The 15,812-nt window shown below is 45.6% G+C and carries 12 protein-coding genes; 9 read left to right on the forward strand and 3 right to left on the reverse strand.

The features are described from left to right. The first annotated feature begins 3 nt into the window (after nt 1–3). The 3 genes from B3S93_RS11520 (at nt 4) to B3S93_RS11530 (ending at nt 4,239) form a co-directional block, all read left to right on the forward strand. Nucleotides 4–2,385, forward strand: a complete 2,382-nt coding sequence (locus B3S93_RS11520; protein WP_292402291.1) for a tetratricopeptide repeat protein — start codon at nt 4–6, stop codon at nt 2,383–2,385. A gap of 278 nt (nt 2,386–2,663) precedes the next feature. Beyond that, nucleotides 2,664–3,278, forward strand: a complete 615-nt coding sequence (gene cysC, locus B3S93_RS11525; RefSeq protein ID WP_414673862.1) for an adenylyl-sulfate kinase — start codon at nt 2,664–2,666, stop codon at nt 3,276–3,278. A gap of 1 nt (nt 3,279) precedes the next feature. After that, nucleotides 3,280–4,239 carry a DHH family phosphoesterase gene (locus tag B3S93_RS11530; protein ID WP_292402296.1) on the forward strand — a complete coding sequence of 320 codons (960 nt, stop codon included), beginning with the start codon at nt 3,280–3,282 and terminating at the stop codon, nt 4,237–4,239. A gap of 270 nt (nt 4,240–4,509) precedes the next feature. Here the strand turns inward: B3S93_RS11530 and B3S93_RS11535 are convergent, their stop codons facing one another. Both B3S93_RS11535 and B3S93_RS11540 read right to left on the reverse strand, forming a co-directional pair. Beyond that, the gene (locus B3S93_RS11535; protein WP_292402299.1) at nt 4,510–5,037 is read right to left on the reverse strand and encodes a cytochrome b; all 528 of its coding nucleotides are present in this window, start codon (nt 5,035–5,037) and stop codon (nt 4,510–4,512) included. A gap of 583 nt (nt 5,038–5,620) precedes the next feature. Then, the gene (locus B3S93_RS11540) at nt 5,621–6,562 is read right to left on the reverse strand and encodes a LysR family transcriptional regulator (RefSeq protein WP_292402302.1); all 942 of its coding nucleotides are present in this window, start codon (nt 6,560–6,562) and stop codon (nt 5,621–5,623) included. Between the two features lie 119 nt (nt 6,563–6,681). Between B3S93_RS11540 and B3S93_RS11545 the strand changes: the two genes are divergently transcribed. The 3 genes from B3S93_RS11545 to B3S93_RS11555 all read left to right on the forward strand — a co-directional run bounded on the left by B3S93_RS11545 (nt 6,682) and on the right by B3S93_RS11555 (nt 10,468). Then, nucleotides 6,682–8,097: an acetyl-CoA carboxylase biotin carboxylase subunit gene (locus B3S93_RS11545; protein WP_292355636.1), complete on the forward strand. Its 1,416-nt coding sequence runs from the start codon at nt 6,682–6,684 to the stop codon at nt 8,095–8,097. Nucleotides 8,098–8,120: 23 nt separating this feature from the next. Continuing rightward, nucleotides 8,121–9,911: a sodium-extruding oxaloacetate decarboxylase subunit alpha gene (gene oadA / locus B3S93_RS11550; protein WP_292402306.1), complete on the forward strand. Its 1,791-nt coding sequence runs from the start codon at nt 8,121–8,123 to the stop codon at nt 9,909–9,911. A 152-nt stretch (nt 9,912–10,063) separates the two neighbouring features. Beyond that, the gene (locus B3S93_RS11555) at nt 10,064–10,468 is read left to right on the forward strand and encodes a group II truncated hemoglobin (protein ID WP_292402309.1); all 405 of its coding nucleotides are present in this window, start codon (nt 10,064–10,066) and stop codon (nt 10,466–10,468) included. A gap of 41 nt (nt 10,469–10,509) precedes the next feature. Here the strand turns inward: B3S93_RS11555 and B3S93_RS11560 are convergent, their stop codons facing one another. After that, the gene (locus tag B3S93_RS11560; protein WP_292402311.1) at nt 10,510–11,145 is read right to left on the reverse strand and encodes a helix-turn-helix domain-containing protein; all 636 of its coding nucleotides are present in this window, start codon (nt 11,143–11,145) and stop codon (nt 10,510–10,512) included. A 246-nt stretch (nt 11,146–11,391) separates the two neighbouring features. Between B3S93_RS11560 and B3S93_RS11565 the strand changes: the two genes are divergently transcribed. Genes B3S93_RS11565 through B3S93_RS11575 form a run of 3 tightly spaced genes read left to right on the forward strand, consistent with a single transcriptional unit; the run spans nt 11,392 to nt 15,809 of the window. Beyond that, on the forward strand, nt 11,392–12,633 hold the full coding sequence (locus B3S93_RS11565) for an FAD-dependent oxidoreductase (protein ID WP_292355644.1): 1,242 nt from the start codon (nt 11,392–11,394) through the stop codon (nt 12,631–12,633). 15 nt (nt 12,634–12,648) lie between these two features. Next, nucleotides 12,649–12,912, forward strand: a complete 264-nt coding sequence (locus B3S93_RS11570) for a sarcosine oxidase subunit delta (RefSeq protein WP_292355646.1) — start codon at nt 12,649–12,651, stop codon at nt 12,910–12,912. Beyond that, on the forward strand, nt 12,909–15,809 hold the full coding sequence (locus B3S93_RS11575) for an FAD-dependent oxidoreductase (protein ID WP_292402315.1): 2,901 nt from the start codon (nt 12,909–12,911) through the stop codon (nt 15,807–15,809). The genes B3S93_RS11570 and B3S93_RS11575 overlap by 4 nt, the downstream gene beginning before the upstream one ends. Nucleotides 15,810–15,812 lie beyond the last annotated feature (3 nt).

Here is a 15,812-nt window from a genome sequence, read left to right on the forward strand (position 1 = left end):
GCTATGAAAAATTTAAAACGTACCGTTCTTACAGCCTTATTGGTTGGTGTTATTTCAGGCTGTGGTTCTGCCGAGGAATCTTCTGAAAAGTTCATTGAAAGCGGTAAAGAGCTTATGAATGAGGGGGATTATGACAAAGCCCGGTTAGAGTTCCGCAATGCCTTGCAAATTAATCCGTTAGAAGCCGAAGGCTATTACCAACTGGCGTTGATTGATGAAAAGAATCAGAACTGGAAAGGGATGTATGCCAATTTATCCACGGTAGAGTCCCTGGAGCCAAATCATGTCAATGCCATTGTTAAACTGGGTCAAATACAATTGCTATCTGGACGGCTTGAAGAAGCAATGGAGCGGGCTGAAAAAGCGCTTTCCCTTGAGCCGGAAAATATCGAAGCCATATTGCTTCAGGCAACTGTGTATATCAAACAGGAAAAATTTGACGAAGCAGAAAAGCAAATTAATCAGGCTTTATCTATAGATAGTAAGTCTATGGAGGCGTTGTCAGCCAGAATAATGCTCTACAAAGAAACTGAACAATATGACGCAGCAATCTCTGCTGCTGACGAAGCATTAGCTTCTCATCCAGATTCATTGCCAGTAAAAATGATTAAGTTGAGTATTTACGAAGCACAAAAAGATTTTAATGCAATGGAGTCATTGCTCGCATCGCTATCAGAAGAAATGCCTGATGAAAGCTGGATTGCGATTTCTCGTACTAAATTGCTCAATGATGGATTAAACCGTCCTCAGGAAGCACGTAAGGTTATGGAAGATTATATTGCTGCTAATCCTGATGATATTGAAACCAAACTGGCTTATGTCGGTTTTTTAAATAATTCTGATGCCGATGCTGCGGTAGCGAAGCTTGATCAATATTTAGCAGAAAACCCTGATAATCAGGAATTACGCTTTGCCAAACTGGAAATGTTGCAGAGACAGGGTAAAACCGATGATATGGTGGCTGAATTGGAAGCTATTATTGCTGCTGAACCTGATACCGATAGTGGTTTGAGAGCAAAGGCGACATTAGCTGGCCTTGAAGCCAGCAAGCAAAACTTTGACCAGGCTGAAAAAATGGCCGATGAAGTTCTTGCCATTGATTCACAAAATGAACAGGCGTTATTGATCAAATCAAAATTACAAATTCGTAATGAGGATTTTGATTCTGCGATAAGTAATCTTCGCACAATAATCCGTAATAATCCTGAAGCCGATGAGGCGATGGTTTTGCTTGCTCAAGTCTATATGAAAACCGGTTCAGCACAATTAGCTGAGAATAGCTTCAGGCAGGCGTTATCTGTCAATCCACGTAATCCTCAGGCTGCCATGTCAGTTGCCAGTAGCCTTATGCGTAGCAATGATCTGGAGCGAACTGAAAATGTATTGATTGGTGCTTTGGAAGGTAATCCGGATTCTGAAGAGTTATTACAGGCTTTAGCACAAGTCCGAATTCTTAAACGTGACTGGGCTGGCACCCAGAAAACATTGGAGTCTTTAGGGGATTCTGAGTCGGCTTTGACGCACCTTTTAAGTGCTCAGATGTATCAAGGGCTTGAAGATTATACATTGGCCATATCTGAATATGATCGGGCCTTACAGATTGATCCTGGTCTTACTCGTGCCTTGCAGGAGCTGGCCCAAAGCTATGTACGTCTTGAACAGCAAGAAAAGATGATTGAATACCTTAATCAACACATTGCGGATCATCCTCAACAGTTGAATGGGTACTCAGTATTAAGTAATTACTATGTGTCGCAGAACGACTGGGATGCTGCGATAGATGTCACTAAAAAAGGAATTCAGACGAATCCTCAGTGGGGTGGAGGCTATGGCATGATGGCTGGTATGTATCATCAAAAAGGTGATATGGAACAGGCCGTTTCAACTTATCAGCAAGGTCTGGAAAAATTACCTGAAGATAACGTTCTTACTTTACAGCTGGCCTCAACATATGAATCTATGGGAGAGTTTCAAAAGGCCCGGGATTTATATGAAGAAGTTATTTCCCGAGATCCTTCAATTGATGTTGCTGCCAACAATCTCGCCAGTTTGCTGACGGATCAATTTGAATCGCCAGAAAATCTGCAGCGGGCATTAACATTGTCCAGCCGTTTTCGGGATTCTGAACAACCTTATTTTGCCGATACCTTTGGCTGGGTAAACTACAAAATGGGTAATTATGAAGATGCCAGACCTGCATTGGAGACAGCAGCTTCAAGTGATGATGCAATTGCTTTATTCCATTATCATCTTGGCCGTGTTTATGTTGCCTTGAGTATGCCTGAAGAGGCCCGCCAATCATTTGAGCGCGCTCAACGTATGGCAAATGAAGAGAATGATGAGGCGTTGGTGGCTAAAATTACTGAACAATTAAGTCAGTTGTAACGTAGTACATTTTTGTTAGTAAACTCTATGCATTGATAACGGATTAAAGAGCGTAGTTTTTGTAAAAAAATAAACTGTTAACTTTAATCCGTTTTGCATAGGTTGATTTGATTGAGTCCGAGATAAAATAAACGCACTTACTTTTATTTTTGCTTAGCTGTCCTAGTAAATGTGCAGGCAATAGGGTTTTAAAAGCTAACCAACCTGGTGAGCTGGAATACAGAGTTGTTTTCTTAATAGTCTCATCTAAATCTAATTGAAGCTAAATTTAAGGAGTTTTGCCTGTGGAAAGGGAGAATGTTGTCTGGCACATGCACAAAGTCAGCAAAGCGGATCGTAGTCAGCAAAAAAAACAGCGCTCTGCTATTTTATGGTTTACCGGCTTAAGTGCTTCAGGCAAATCCACTATTGCCGGTGCAGTAGAACAGGCTTTATTTGAGTTAGGACATCATACGTATTTGCTGGATGGTGATAATGTCAGACATGGGCTGAATAAAGATCTTGGTTTTTCTGATGATGACCGAATTGAAAATATTCGCCGTATCGGTGAAATGGCTAAGTTGTTTGCCGATGCTGGATTAATTGTTTTAACCGCTTTTATTTCACCTTTTCGCTCTGATCGCCGTTTGGTACGTGACTTGGTCGAAGCAGATGAATTTGTCGAAGTCTATATGGATACACCACTTAGTGTGTGTGAGCAGCGAGATCCAAAAGGTCTTTATCAAAAAGCCCGTCGGGGTGAGATTAAGAACTTTACGGGGATTGATTCCGAATACGAAGCTCCAGAAGCGGCTGAAGTCACTTTGAATACGGCCGAATGTGATATTGCCGAGTGCGTGGCACAGGTAATTGAGTATTTACGGACAAACAATATCATCCATAGTAAGGCTTAAGATGCGGTTTATTGATGTATTTAATGGCGATGCCGATGGCATTTGCGCGCTGGTGCAATTGCGACTTGCCGAACCGAGGGACTCCGAGTTAGTTACAGGCATTAAGCGTGATATTAACCTGCTTAAGAACGTACTGGCTGATGCAGGTGACAAGCTGACAGTGCTGGATATCTCAATGGAAAAAAATGCCGTTGATTTAATGCGTTTGCTTGATGCAGGAGCCGATGTGTTTTATGCCGATCATCATCAACCCGGTGATATTCCACAACATGCCGGCTTATCTGCTTATATCGATATGGCCGCAACTACCTGTACCTCACTCATCGTTGATAACTATCTTGATGGACAATTTCATCAGTGGGCTATTACTGCTGCGTATGGTGATAATCTGACTGCTGTGGCAGATAAACTTGCTGACGAAGCCGGAATGAGCGATGCCCAACGTGAAGAGTTATCCTCGCTGGGGATTTATCTTAATTACAACGGCTATGGTGCCAATACGGATGATTTGTTATTCCATCCGGCCGAGTTATTTAAACAGTGCGTTGCTTACACTTCCCCCTTTGATTTTATTCATGATAATCGTGCGGCTTATGAAAAGCTTTCAACCGGTTATAACGAAGATATGCGTTCTGGCTTAACCATTTCCCCAAAGTATCAAACAGACAAGCTAGCCGTTATCTGTTTGCCTGATGAAAAGTGGGCGCGTCGTGTCAGTGGGGTATTGGGTAATGAATTGGCAAACCAGTTTCCCGACCGAGCACATGCGATTGTTTCAGTAAAAGATGCTGATCACTATCTGGTAAGTCTACGGGCACCGAACTCTAACCGGAGTGGCGCTGATGAGATTGCCGGTCAATTTCCAACCGGTGGTGGACGTAAAGCGGCCGCAGGGATTAATGCTCTTCCAATGAATCAGCTTGATCAGCTTATTGAAGTGATGGAAAAACAATACGCCTAGAGCGTTAGGCTTGTGGCTCTTTCATCTCCGCCTCTGTTGTATGAAATACATCCCTGTACTTCACCGCTTCGCGGCCAGCTAAGCTGTTCAAATGAGTTCCAGACTCATTTGTCAATCACTTATGTAGGGTGGCTACACTGCGTGCTTTCCGCCTTGTCGGCCACAAAAAAAGCCGCCAGAAGTGGTAGATATGAAAGATCAACAAGCCCTAGTGTTAAATTAAAAAAAGCCTTGCAGAACTTAATCTACAGGGCTTTTTTATGCGAAGTTTTAACCTGCCATGCGTTTTAAAACATCGTCTTTTCGGATGAAGTGATGATATAGCGCCCCGGTAATATGGGCGATCACCAGAAAGACTAATAAAAATGCAAAAGGAGAGTGCCACTCACCAAGGGAAAGTGCCCACGGAACTTCACCAGCAGGTTTGCCAATCAGTTCAACACCAAACACTTTGACCGGATAGCCTTTACCGTAAATATATAAGGCCCCAAGGAAAGGCATAACAAGCATGGATAGATACATCAGACGATGTGCCAGTTTGGCCATAGTGCCGTCCATTCCCGGGTTAGTTGGGCGCTGAGGTTTTTGTTTCATCGTCCACAATAGGCGCGCGATTGTGAGAATCAGAATAATGGCACCCATGGAGACATGCCATGGACCAAAGGTATCACCCAGCCAATGTTCACCTTCATTAATCCGATCAGCAAATTTAAAAAACTGCTGCAACACCAATACGGCGATTACCCAATGAAAAAAACGCGTGATGGAGCCATAGCGTTGGTTATCGTCATGTAACATTTCTCTCTCCTTTGTTTGCCATCATTTTTTATATTTACGAGAACGTTATCTCGCTTAGGGCTTGTTTTTCTTTCATATCCACCACTGCTGGAGACTATTTTTGTGTCCGACAAGGCGTAAAGCACGCAGTGTAGTCTTCCTACATAAGTGATTGACAAATGAGTCTGGAACTCATTTGAACAGCTTAGCTGGCCGCGTAGCGGTGAAATACAGGGATGTATTTCATACAACGCTGGCGGGCGCAAAAATAGTCCCAGCCCTTTGGGTTGTGACTGAAAAAGCGCCACTTATGTCCACGGACGGACGGTATGCCGGCGCGCCAGGGAGGCGCGCGCCGGTCTGCGTTTCTTGTCGCTTATTTAGAACAACTACAAAAACGCCGGGAGCGTTTTTGAGCGTAAGCCCCAATGGGGTGAGATACATGGATGTATCTCACAAAAGGCGCTCCTTGTGCCTTGATTGGCGCTTTTTCAGCTCACAACAGAGGCGGAGATGAAAGATAAACAAGCCCTAGTATATGAGCGGCAAGTTTAAGTGTTTATTAAGAGATTATGATTAGGCCTTCGTTATCAACTTTGCATTATCAGACCTCTTGAAAATGCGTGTGGATCTGTTCCAGTCGTTCATACACATGATCAATAAAAGACTGGGCTACACGTGACGGATATTTGCCCATTGGGTGAACCAGACACCATGAACGGCGAATGGGAAAGTCTTGAATTTCCAACATCTTCAATTGTCCGGTTCGTAACTCAGCAATCACACTTAACCTTGGCAGGATGGCTACTCCAAGACCGGCAATAACAGCGTGTTTAATGCTTTCATTGGAACTTAATTCCATAGTCGGTTTAATTTGCAGACGATGTTGCTGACAGTGATGTTCAACGGCAAACCGAGTTCCTGAACCATTTTCTCGTATCAACATGGGCTCGGCAAAAAACTGCTTTGCTGAGACCTGATTTTGTTTGTTCAAAGGATGTTGGTTGTTGATTACAGCAATGAGTTCATTATCCAGGAAAGGTAATGTGCTTAATGAGCGTCCTTCAGGGACCATTGCCATAATGACCACATCATCAATATTCAGTTTTAATCTTTCCAAGGCCTGGGTACGGTTTACAACGTCGATATGAACATTTACCGCTGGGAATTCTTTCAGAAAGCTGCTTAGTAAATAGGGCACGACAGTTTGCGATGAACTGACAATACTTAAGCGTAAATCGCCTGAGAGCGCTTCCCGCAATAAATTCAATTCGCTTTGTAGTTCACTCATTTGACCAAATAAACGTTCTATAAACACTGCCACCCGTTCACCTGCTTCGGTGCAATACAGTTGGCGTCCGATATATTCAAACAGTGGCTGCTCAAGTGCATTTTCCAGATGCCGCATTTGTGAGCTGACCGCAGGTTGGGTAAGACCCAGATATTCCGCTGCTTTGCGATAACCTTTATGTTGGTAGACCGCCTGAAAAACCTGCATTTGTCTGAATGACAAACGGGATACTAATTGTTGAAGACTGAGCGCCATTTACTGCACCTGTATATTGAGTGATAAGTTTTTACTTATCGGTGAATTATATTTAATTGATTTTTGTTTATCAGTAATTTGTTTTACGCTTTGCCAACAAATCTGGCCGAGGCTGAGCTATGTTGAAAAAAATCCTGATCGCCAATCGCGGCGAAATTGCTGTTCGAATTGTCCGGGCCTGCTCGGAAATGGGGATTCGTTCAGTGGCAATTTATACTGAACCGGATCGTTATGCCTTACACGTGAAACGCGCTGATGAATCCTATTCACTTGGCGACGACCCGCTGGAAGGTTATCTGGACCCGGTCCGGCTGGTAAATCTGGCCGTCGAAACCGGCTGTGATGCGATTCATCCTGGTTATGGTTTCTTGTCTGAAAATGCTCGTTTCGCCCGCTTGTGCGAACAAAACGGCATTATCTTTATTGGCCCTAAAGCCTCAGTCATTGAAAAGATGGGCGATAAAACTGCCGCTCGCGATAGCATGCGTAAAGCCGGTGTTCCTATTACGCCAGGCTCTGACGGTAACCTTGAAAATATTGAAGAAGCATTAACGGTTGCTGACGAGATTGGTTACCCCATCATGATCAAAGCCACTTCCGGTGGTGGTGGTCGAGGTATTCGCCGTTGTGATACACCGGCTGAACTGAAACAACAGTTTCCGCGGGTTATTTCTGAAGCGACCAAAGCCTTTGGCTCAGCTGAAGTGTTTATGGAAAAGTGCATCGTTAACCCACGGCATATTGAAGTACAGGTGTTGGCAGACAGTCATGGCAATGTGGTGCATTTATACGAACGTGATTGTTCCATCCAACGCCGAAACCAAAAATTGATTGAAATTGCTCCAAGTCCTCAGTTAACACCAGAACAACGTAACTATATTGGTGGGTTGGCGGTGAAAGCCACTGAAGCCGTTGGTTATGAAAATGCCGGAACCGTTGAATTTTTGCTGACCGGAAATCAGGTGTATTTCATGGAGATGAATACCCGGATCCAGGTCGAACACACCATTACCGAACAGATCACCGGTATTGATATTGTTCGCGAACAATTGCGCATCGCCGCCGGTGAAACCTTGCGATATCGTCAGGAAGATATTCATTACCGGGGTTTTGCCCTGCAGTTCCGGATCAATGCTGAAGATCCGAAAAATGATTTCCTGCCCAGTTTCGGTCGCATCACACATTACTATGCACCGGGTGGCCCGGGTGTTCGTGTCGATACCGCGATTTATACCGGCTATGAAATCCCGCCTTATTTTGACTCGATGTGTTTGAAGCTGGTGGTATGGGCACTGGATTGGGAAGATGCAGTCGATCGCGGTCGTCGTGCTCTGGATGATATGCGTTTGCATGGCATTAAAACCACGGCCAGTTACTATCAACAGATCCTCAAACATCCCGATTTCAGAGCAGGAAAATTTGATACCAGCTTTGTAGCTGCTCATCCCGAATTACTGACCTATTCAGATAAACGTCATCCCACCGCATTGGCACTGGTATTGGCTACGGCCATCGCCGCGCATGCAGGCTGGTAAAACAAGTTAGCCGGAGAATTGTAATGAAACAAATTCAAGTTACTGATGTGACGCTGCGTGATGCACATCAATCATTGATTGCCACCCGCATGCGTACTGATGACATGTTACCGATCTGCGAAAAGCTGGATCGGGTGGGTTACTGGTCGTTGGAAGTATGGGGCGGGGCGACTTTTGATGCCTGCGTGCGTTACCTGAAAGAAGATCCATGGCAACGGTTGCGGTTGTTACGTGGCATGTTACCCAACACACGATTGCAAATGCTGTTACGTGGTCAGAATCTTTTGGGATATCGTCACTATGCGGATGATGTGGTGCAGGCTTTTGTGGCCAAAGCCGCTGAGAATGGCATTGATGTGTTCCGGATTTTTGATGCGTTGAATGATATGCGTAATCTGGAAACCGCAATAAAAGCGGTGAAGGATGCCGGTAAACATGCTCAAGGCACTATCGCTTATACCACCAGTCCGGTACACACACCTGAATTGTTTGTTGAACAGGCTAAAACGCTGCGTGATATGGGCGCGGATTCCATTGCGATAAAAGATATGGCCGGTCTGCTGGCTCCGTATCCCACTTATGAGCTGGTCAAAGCCATTAAATCCGCTGTGGATTTACCATTAGTGATTCATAGTCATTCCACCTCTGGTTTGGCACCGTTGTGTCAGTTGAAAGCCATTGAGGCGGGCGTTGACCGGATTGATACCGCCATATCAGCCTTTGCTGGCGGCACCAGTCATCCTGCCACGGAAAGCCAGGTGGCGGCGTTAAATGGAACCGAATGGGATACCGGTCTGGATTTGAATTTATTGTCGGAAATTGCCGATTATTTCCGTGAAGTGCGTAAAAAATACCATCAGTTCGAAAGCGAATTCACGTGTGAAGATGTTTCGGTTCAAATCAATCAGGTGCCCGGTGGCATGATGTCCAATCTGGCCAATCAGCTGAAAGAGCAGAATGCTTTGGATCGTATCCGTGAAGTATTTGCCGAGATCCCAAGAGTCCGTGAAGATCTGGGCTTTCCACCATTGGTCACGCCAACCTCACAGATTGTCGGTACTCAGGCGGTTTATAACGTATTAAGTGGTGAGCGTTATAAAACCATCACTAATGAAGTGAAACGTTATTTACTGGGTGGCTATGGCCAGCCACCGGCACCGATTAATGCCGAATTACAACGCAAAGCCATTGGCAATGAAACCGTGATGGAATCACGTCCAGCCGATTCCATTGCCCCTGAAATGGATAAATTACGTGCCAAGGTAGGGGATTTGGCAACCTGCGAAGAAGATGTATTAACGTTTGCCATGTTCCCCGATATCGGCCGTGAATTCCTGCAGCAACGCCTGGATGGAACCTTGCAACCAGAGCCTTTGATTCCTGAGAGTAAAGGTAAAGCACCAGGCACGGTATCAACCGAGTTTAAAGTCGATGTGCATGGTGAAACATATGATGTTGCCATTACCGGTGTCGGCGACGTTGGTGGCGGCAAACGCAAAATGTATGTGTCAGTCGATGGTATGCCCGAAGAAGTCGTATTTGAAACCATCAGCGAATTTGTTTCTGGTGGTGCTCAGCAAGGCCGCAAAAAAGCCAGCGATCCTGGTCATGTCACCACACCATTACCAGGTAATGTGGTTGAAGTCCTTGTCAATGTTGGCGACAAAGTGAACTCCGGACAATCGACGATGATTATCGAAGCCATGAAAATGGAATCCGAGTTGCTGGCTAATATCGATGGGGAAGTCAAAGCGATCCATGTCACTAAAGGGGATCGGGTGACACCTGGAGAGGTGCTGATCGAAATTGGTTAACACTTTTTTTTTGGCTGGCTTAAAGCCTGGTTTAATCCTTAGCGATTGTGACGGCGTATTACTATCTAAGTAGTACTTAGTCCTGTGTATTAACTTATTAGATGTTCTGGCGCTAGACTCGATGATACAGATAAGTATTGTGGAGTCGCATAATGACACTGACGGCTGAGCGTAGAAAACCCTCAATATACGATAATTTGGGGGGAGCTGAGGGTATTCGAAAGCTGGTTAATACCTTTTGTGATGTATTGGAAACAACAGAAGTCGGACGGCCGATTCATCTGCTGCATTTACGCGGTCATGGTATGGCACACGCCCGTATGGAACAGTTCAATTTTTTCTCGGGTATGTTTGGCGGGCCGAAGCTTTATGCTGAGAAGTGGGGGCATTCCAATGTGCGACAAATCCATGAGCATGTTGAAATCACCGAAGCACACAAGGATGCCTGGTTAGCTTCCATGCAACTGGCCATCGAAAAACTGAATTACGACCCCGAGATGAAACAACTTCTAATGGAAAACTTTGAGCGCATGGCCGGTTTATTGGTCAAGCACTAGGTGAGACTAAACAACTAGGGGCTGTTGCCCCTTAAATCTGGTTAATCCTGCTCATGCTCCATAGCATCCAAACTGTCGTAATAAATGATCGCCAGATAGCGGATAGGCATTTTTAACTTGGCTTCAGGACGATGTGGTTGTTCAGCATTGAATGTCAGTGAATCGCCTGGATTCAGAATATAGCGTTCATCACCGACAGTGTATTCAAGCCTTCCTTCCAGCATGAAGATAAATTCGACTCCAGAGTGTTCAAATGGGGCAAATACTTCGCTTTCTTCTTCCAGCGAAATTAAAAAAGGCTCAAATAACTTTTTTGGCCCCTGATCGTAGGCGAGCAAATGATAGGTGTGGCCGGATTTTGTGCCACGTCTGACCACTTCCATCCCTTCACCATTTTTAACATATTGCGCACCACCTCTGGGGGTATCGTAATCATGAAACAGTTTGGACAGGGTAACGCCTAGCGCATTCGCTAAATGTTCCAGTTTTTCCAGGCTCGGTGACGTTAAGCCATTTTCAATTTTACTAAGCATCCCCCGACTCAGGCTGGCCCGTTTGGCAACTTCGGCAATAGTCAGTCCGTTATCAAGACGAATATGGCGCAGCGTGTTGCCAAGGTGCTTGTCCAGCGATTTTATAGTGCTTTCGATTCCATTCATGTCTAGTTTATCGTTCACGCCGTTTAAATCTCCCTGCCTTTTCCCTTAATAGAACCTTGATCATACACGAATTTTTTTTGTGGAAGGTCACGAAAGATTCATATGATGAAAAAAAGTTTCTTTGAGGTGTTGACATCCGATTTCTCACGTGAGTAAATGAACCCATGGTTTCATCATGTGAAACAAAGTTTACCTAAAAGGTGGTAGTTCTCTATACCTATTAGGTAGTAGATGGAATGGCAAACATATTAATGAGGGGCAAAAATGCCATTAAGACTTTTGAAATATGCAGTCAGTCGAGAACATCCGGCTCCCCGTTTTTTCCGGGACTGTACTGAACCGAAAAAAACCTATGATGCGGTCATTATTGGCGGCGGCGGGCATGGTCTGGCTGCAGCCTATTATCTGGCTAAAGATCACGGCATCACTAATGTTGCAGTGCTGGAAAAAGGTTATATCGGTGGCGGTAATACCGGACGCAATACCACTATTGTTCGTTCCAACTACCTGACTCCGGAAGGTGTCAATTTTTACAATGCCAGTGTCAAGTTGTTTGAAGATCTCTCAGAAGAGCTCGATCTCAACCTGTTTTATTCTAACCGTGGCCATTTCACTTTGGCGCATACCGATTCTGCCATGCGTACCATGCGCTGGCGTGCAGAAGTCAACAAACATGTAGGCGTTGAAAGCTATGTGGTTGGCCCTGATGAGATTTCAAAAGCATGCCCACAACTGGATATTTCCTGCAGTGGTCAGGCACCTATTCTTGGCGCGTTATATCACGCACCAGGTTCAGTTGCCCGTCACGATGCTGTTGCCTGGGGCTATGCAAAGGAAGCTGATCGCATGGGCGTGGAAATATTCCAGAGCACTGAAGTAACCAGTATTGATGTGAAAAGCGGCAAGGTCGTTGGTGTGCAGACTAACAAGGGTTATATCAGTACCAACCGCGTGTTATCAGCAGTCGCTGGTTTTACGCCACGCATTTGCGAAATGGTCGATATTGAAACACCCATTGTGATCCATCCGCTGCAGGCATGTGTGACTGAGCCAATGAAACCCTGGTTAGACACTATCCTGGTTTCCGGCAGCTTGCATGTTTATGTCAGCCAGTCCTCTCGCGGTGAATTGGTTATGGGGTCATCACTGGATCCTTACGAAATTCATTCAACCCGTTCATCACTGGATTTTGTTGAAGGCCTGACGTCGCATATCACTGATATGTTTCCATTCCTCGGTAATGTGAAAGTCGTACGGCAATGGGCAGGGATGGCTGATTTGACGCCGGACTTTGCTCCGATCATGGGCAAAACTGAAGTCGAAGGATTTTACATTGATGCCGGTTGGGGTACCTGGGGCTTTAAAGCCACTCCCATTAGCGGCAAGACAATGGCTGAAACCATCGCCCGAGATATGGCCCCGGATATGATCAAATCATTCCGTCTATCACGATTTGAAGATTATGAGCTGACCGGTGAAAAAGGCGCAGCCTCGGTCGGCCACTAATTTAGGGATAGCAAGATGAAATTACTTCAATGCCCCGTTAACGGCATCCGCCCGGTGAGTGAATTTACCTACGGTGGGGAATACAGAGAGATGCCCGACCCAGATACCTGCAGTGATAAAGAGTGGGCTGGTTATGTGCATTACCGGCATGGGGCGCCGGGTTTGAAAAAAGAGTGGTGGTACCACGGTCCGAGCGGCACCTGGTTTATCGCAGAAAGAAACACGCTGACAGATAAAGTCAGCCGGACCTATCTTTACGGTCAGGAGAATAAGGCATGACATTGCGTATCGCTGAACAAGAGAATGAATGGATCAACCGTGATATGCCTTTGACCTTCGAATATGAAGGCCAACAAATCGAAGCATATGAAGGCGATACCATTAGTAGTGCACTCTGGGCTGCGGACATTAAGGTTTTGGGTCGTAGTTTCAAATATCACCGTGCGCGTGGTTTATTGAGTTTTGCCAATCATGATGTCAATGCGTTGATGACGGATGGTGTTGACACCAATATCCGTGCTGATGTGATCCCGGTTACTCATAATATGCAGCTGACAGCAGTCAATACCGATGGTGGTGTAATAAAAGATAAAGGTCGTTATATCGATAAGATATCGGCGTTTCTGCCGGTGGGCTTTTATTACAAAACTTTCCATAAACCTAAATGGATGTTTCCCTTCTGGGAAGACAAGATCCGTAAGGCGGCCGGCTTGGGTGAAGTCAATTTCAACTATCCACGAATCACCCGTGCCAAACGCTATGCACATTGTGATGTGCTGGTTGTCGGGGCGGGTGCGTCAGGACTTTCTGCAGCACTCGAAGCAGCCGAAGCTGGCAGCCAGGTCATTCTGGTGGATGAAAATCGCAAAATTGGCGGTAGTCTGACCTATGACATGGCCACTGATGTGAATACCGGTTCTTTGCTGAAACAGCTAACAGAAAATGTACTCAATCACGCCAATATTCAGGTGATTGCTGATGCCTATGCCGGTGGTTATTACACTGATCATCTGGTGCCAATTGTTGAAAAACGTGGCATTACTAAAGTTCGTGCGGGTACAGTAATTGTTGCCAGCGGTGCTTTTGAACAACCTCCAGTATTTCGTTATAACGATTTACCAGGAGTGATGCTGAGCTCAGCTGCACAACGTCTGGTGAATCGTTACTCGGTTAAACCCTTTACAAAAGGTGTATTGGTCACTGCGAATGATTATGGCTATCGGGCGGCACTGGATCTGGCTGCAGCCAAAGTCGAAATAGTTGCCGTCATTGATATGCGTCAAACTGGTGCCGAAGGTGATTTGACTGAAAAGGTTAAACAGGCTGGTATCGCCGTTCATCTGGGCAGCTGTATTTATGAAGTAGTGCCTTCATCCGACAAACTGGGTGTCAGTGCCGTTATTGTATGTCCTTATAATGAGGCTACTGCCGAGGCTGACCTGCATCAGCAAGTCGTATTGAATTGTGATGGTGTTGCGATGAGCGCTGGCTGGGCCCCGGCTGCAGCTTTGCTTTATCAGGCTGGTACTCAGATGCGCTATGACCAGGCGGTTCAGCAGTTTGTGCCGAATCAGCTGCCAGAAGGGGTATTTGCTGCCGGTAAAGTCAATGGCATCTTTGAACTTGAGCAACGGTTGCTGGACGGAAAACGGGCCGGTGCTGAAGCTGCACGCTATCTTGGCAAGAGTACTGCTGATCCCGTTGCTGTTATGGCACATCGTGGTAACTCGCCCAGTCATCCTTACCCAATTGTGAATCATCCAAAAGGCAAAAACTTTGTCGATTTTGATGAAGATATTCAGGTAAAAGATTTTATCAATGCTGCCAAGGAAGGTTTTGACAACATTGAGTTAATGAAACGCTTTACCACTGTTGGTATGGGACCAAGCCAGGGTAAGCATTCCAATATGAATGCTATTCGTATTCTGGCTCGCATACGGGATTTACCAGTTGAAAAAATTGGCTCCACTACAGCAAGACCGTTTTTTCATCCAACTCCGATCGGTCATTTAGGCGGACGCGGTTTTCATCCACATCGTCATACAGCGATGCATGAATGGCATGTGAAAGAAGGCGGGGTGATGATGGAAGCTGGTGTGTGGTTGCGACCTGCTTATTACCTGCCACTGGGTATTAATTTAACCAGTCAGCAGGCAGTGCAACAGGAAGCGATGGCTGTTCGTAAATCTGCTGGCATGATTGATGGCAGTACGTTGGGCAAAATCGAAGTCTTTGGCAAAGATGCTGCTGCGTTTCTGGAACGTTTCTATACCGGTAAATTTGCCAGTCAGAAAGTCGGCAATAGCCGTATCGCCATGTTACTTGATGAAGCCGGCGTAATTGTTGATGACGGCGTAGCAGTCCGTCTGGATCAAGACAAGTTTTACGTGTCGACCAATTCCTCCAATGCAGCCACGGTATATCGTGAAATGCAACGTAATCTGCAGCTTTGGGGCATGCAGGTCACTCTGGTGAATCTGACTGGTGTGATGTCTGCCATGACATTGGCTGGTCCTTCATCCCGTTCAATACTCAGTGAACTGACTGATCTGGACCTTTTGGAAGAAGCTTTTCCACAAGGGGCATATCGCGAGGCTTTAGTGGCCGGTGTCAAAGCCAGAGTGATGCGAGTGGCATTTGTTTCGGATCTGGCTTTTGAAATTCATGTTCCATCGAGTGCCGGTCTGCATGTATGGCAGAAAATTATGGAAGCAGGCAAAACCTATGGACTACGGCCTTTTGGTACTGATGCCCAGCGTCTGCTGCGTTTGGAAATGGGACATCATCTGATTAGTCACGATACTGATGGTTTAACGAATCCGTTTGAAGCACATGCTGAATCACTGGTGGCAATGGATAAAGCCTTTTTCATTGGTCAACGCAGCCTGAAAATCCTGCAGAAGAAACCTGTTAAGAAAAAACTGGTTACCTTTGTATTGGATGCGGATTTTGGTGAACTGCCCAAGGAATGCAATCTGGTAATAGAAAAGGGTGAGATTGCCGGTCGGGTGACCAGTATTTCTTTCAGTGAATATGTAAATCGGGTCATTGGCTTTGCCTTTGTCCTGCCAGAACAAGCCAAGGCTGGTCATCGCTTTGCGATTCGCACGGATAGTGGACGGATCGAAATGGCTGAAGTAGTTGAGCACTCTTTTCTAAGTTTGAATCAGGGCTAAGGA

This window comes from Methylophaga sp. UBA3613 (genome assembly GCF_002375415.1).
In the GTDB taxonomy this organism is placed as follows: Bacteria; Pseudomonadota; Gammaproteobacteria; order Nitrosococcales; family Methylophagaceae; genus Methylophaga.

What these genes read in the sequence shown, in the direction of transcription:
- B3S93_RS11520 (WP_292402291.1), top strand. Translation starts at nt 4, where the DNA reads ATGAAAAATTTAAAACGTACCGTTCTTACAGCCTTATTGGTTGGTGTT.
- B3S93_RS11530 (WP_292402296.1), top strand. Translation starts at nt 3,280, where the DNA reads ATGCGGTTTATTGATGTATTTAATGGCGATGCCGATGGCATTTGCGCG.
- B3S93_RS11535 (WP_292402299.1), bottom strand. Translation starts at nt 5,037, where the DNA reads ATGTTACATGACGATAACCAACGCTATGGCTCCATCACGCGTTTTTTT.
- B3S93_RS11540 (WP_292402302.1), bottom strand. Translation starts at nt 6,562, where the DNA reads ATGGCGCTCAGTCTTCAACAATTAGTATCCCGTTTGTCATTCAGACAA.
- B3S93_RS11545 (WP_292355636.1), top strand. Translation starts at nt 6,682, where the DNA reads ATGTTGAAAAAAATCCTGATCGCCAATCGCGGCGAAATTGCTGTTCGA.
- oadA (WP_292402306.1), top strand. Translation starts at nt 8,121, where the DNA reads ATGAAACAAATTCAAGTTACTGATGTGACGCTGCGTGATGCACATCAA.
- B3S93_RS11555 (WP_292402309.1), top strand. Translation starts at nt 10,064, where the DNA reads ATGACACTGACGGCTGAGCGTAGAAAACCCTCAATATACGATAATTTG.
- B3S93_RS11565 (WP_292355644.1), top strand. Translation starts at nt 11,392, where the DNA reads ATGCCATTAAGACTTTTGAAATATGCAGTCAGTCGAGAACATCCGGCT.
- B3S93_RS11570 (WP_292355646.1), top strand. Translation starts at nt 12,649, where the DNA reads ATGAAATTACTTCAATGCCCCGTTAACGGCATCCGCCCGGTGAGTGAA.
- B3S93_RS11575 (WP_292402315.1), top strand. Translation starts at nt 12,909, where the DNA reads ATGACATTGCGTATCGCTGAACAAGAGAATGAATGGATCAACCGTGAT.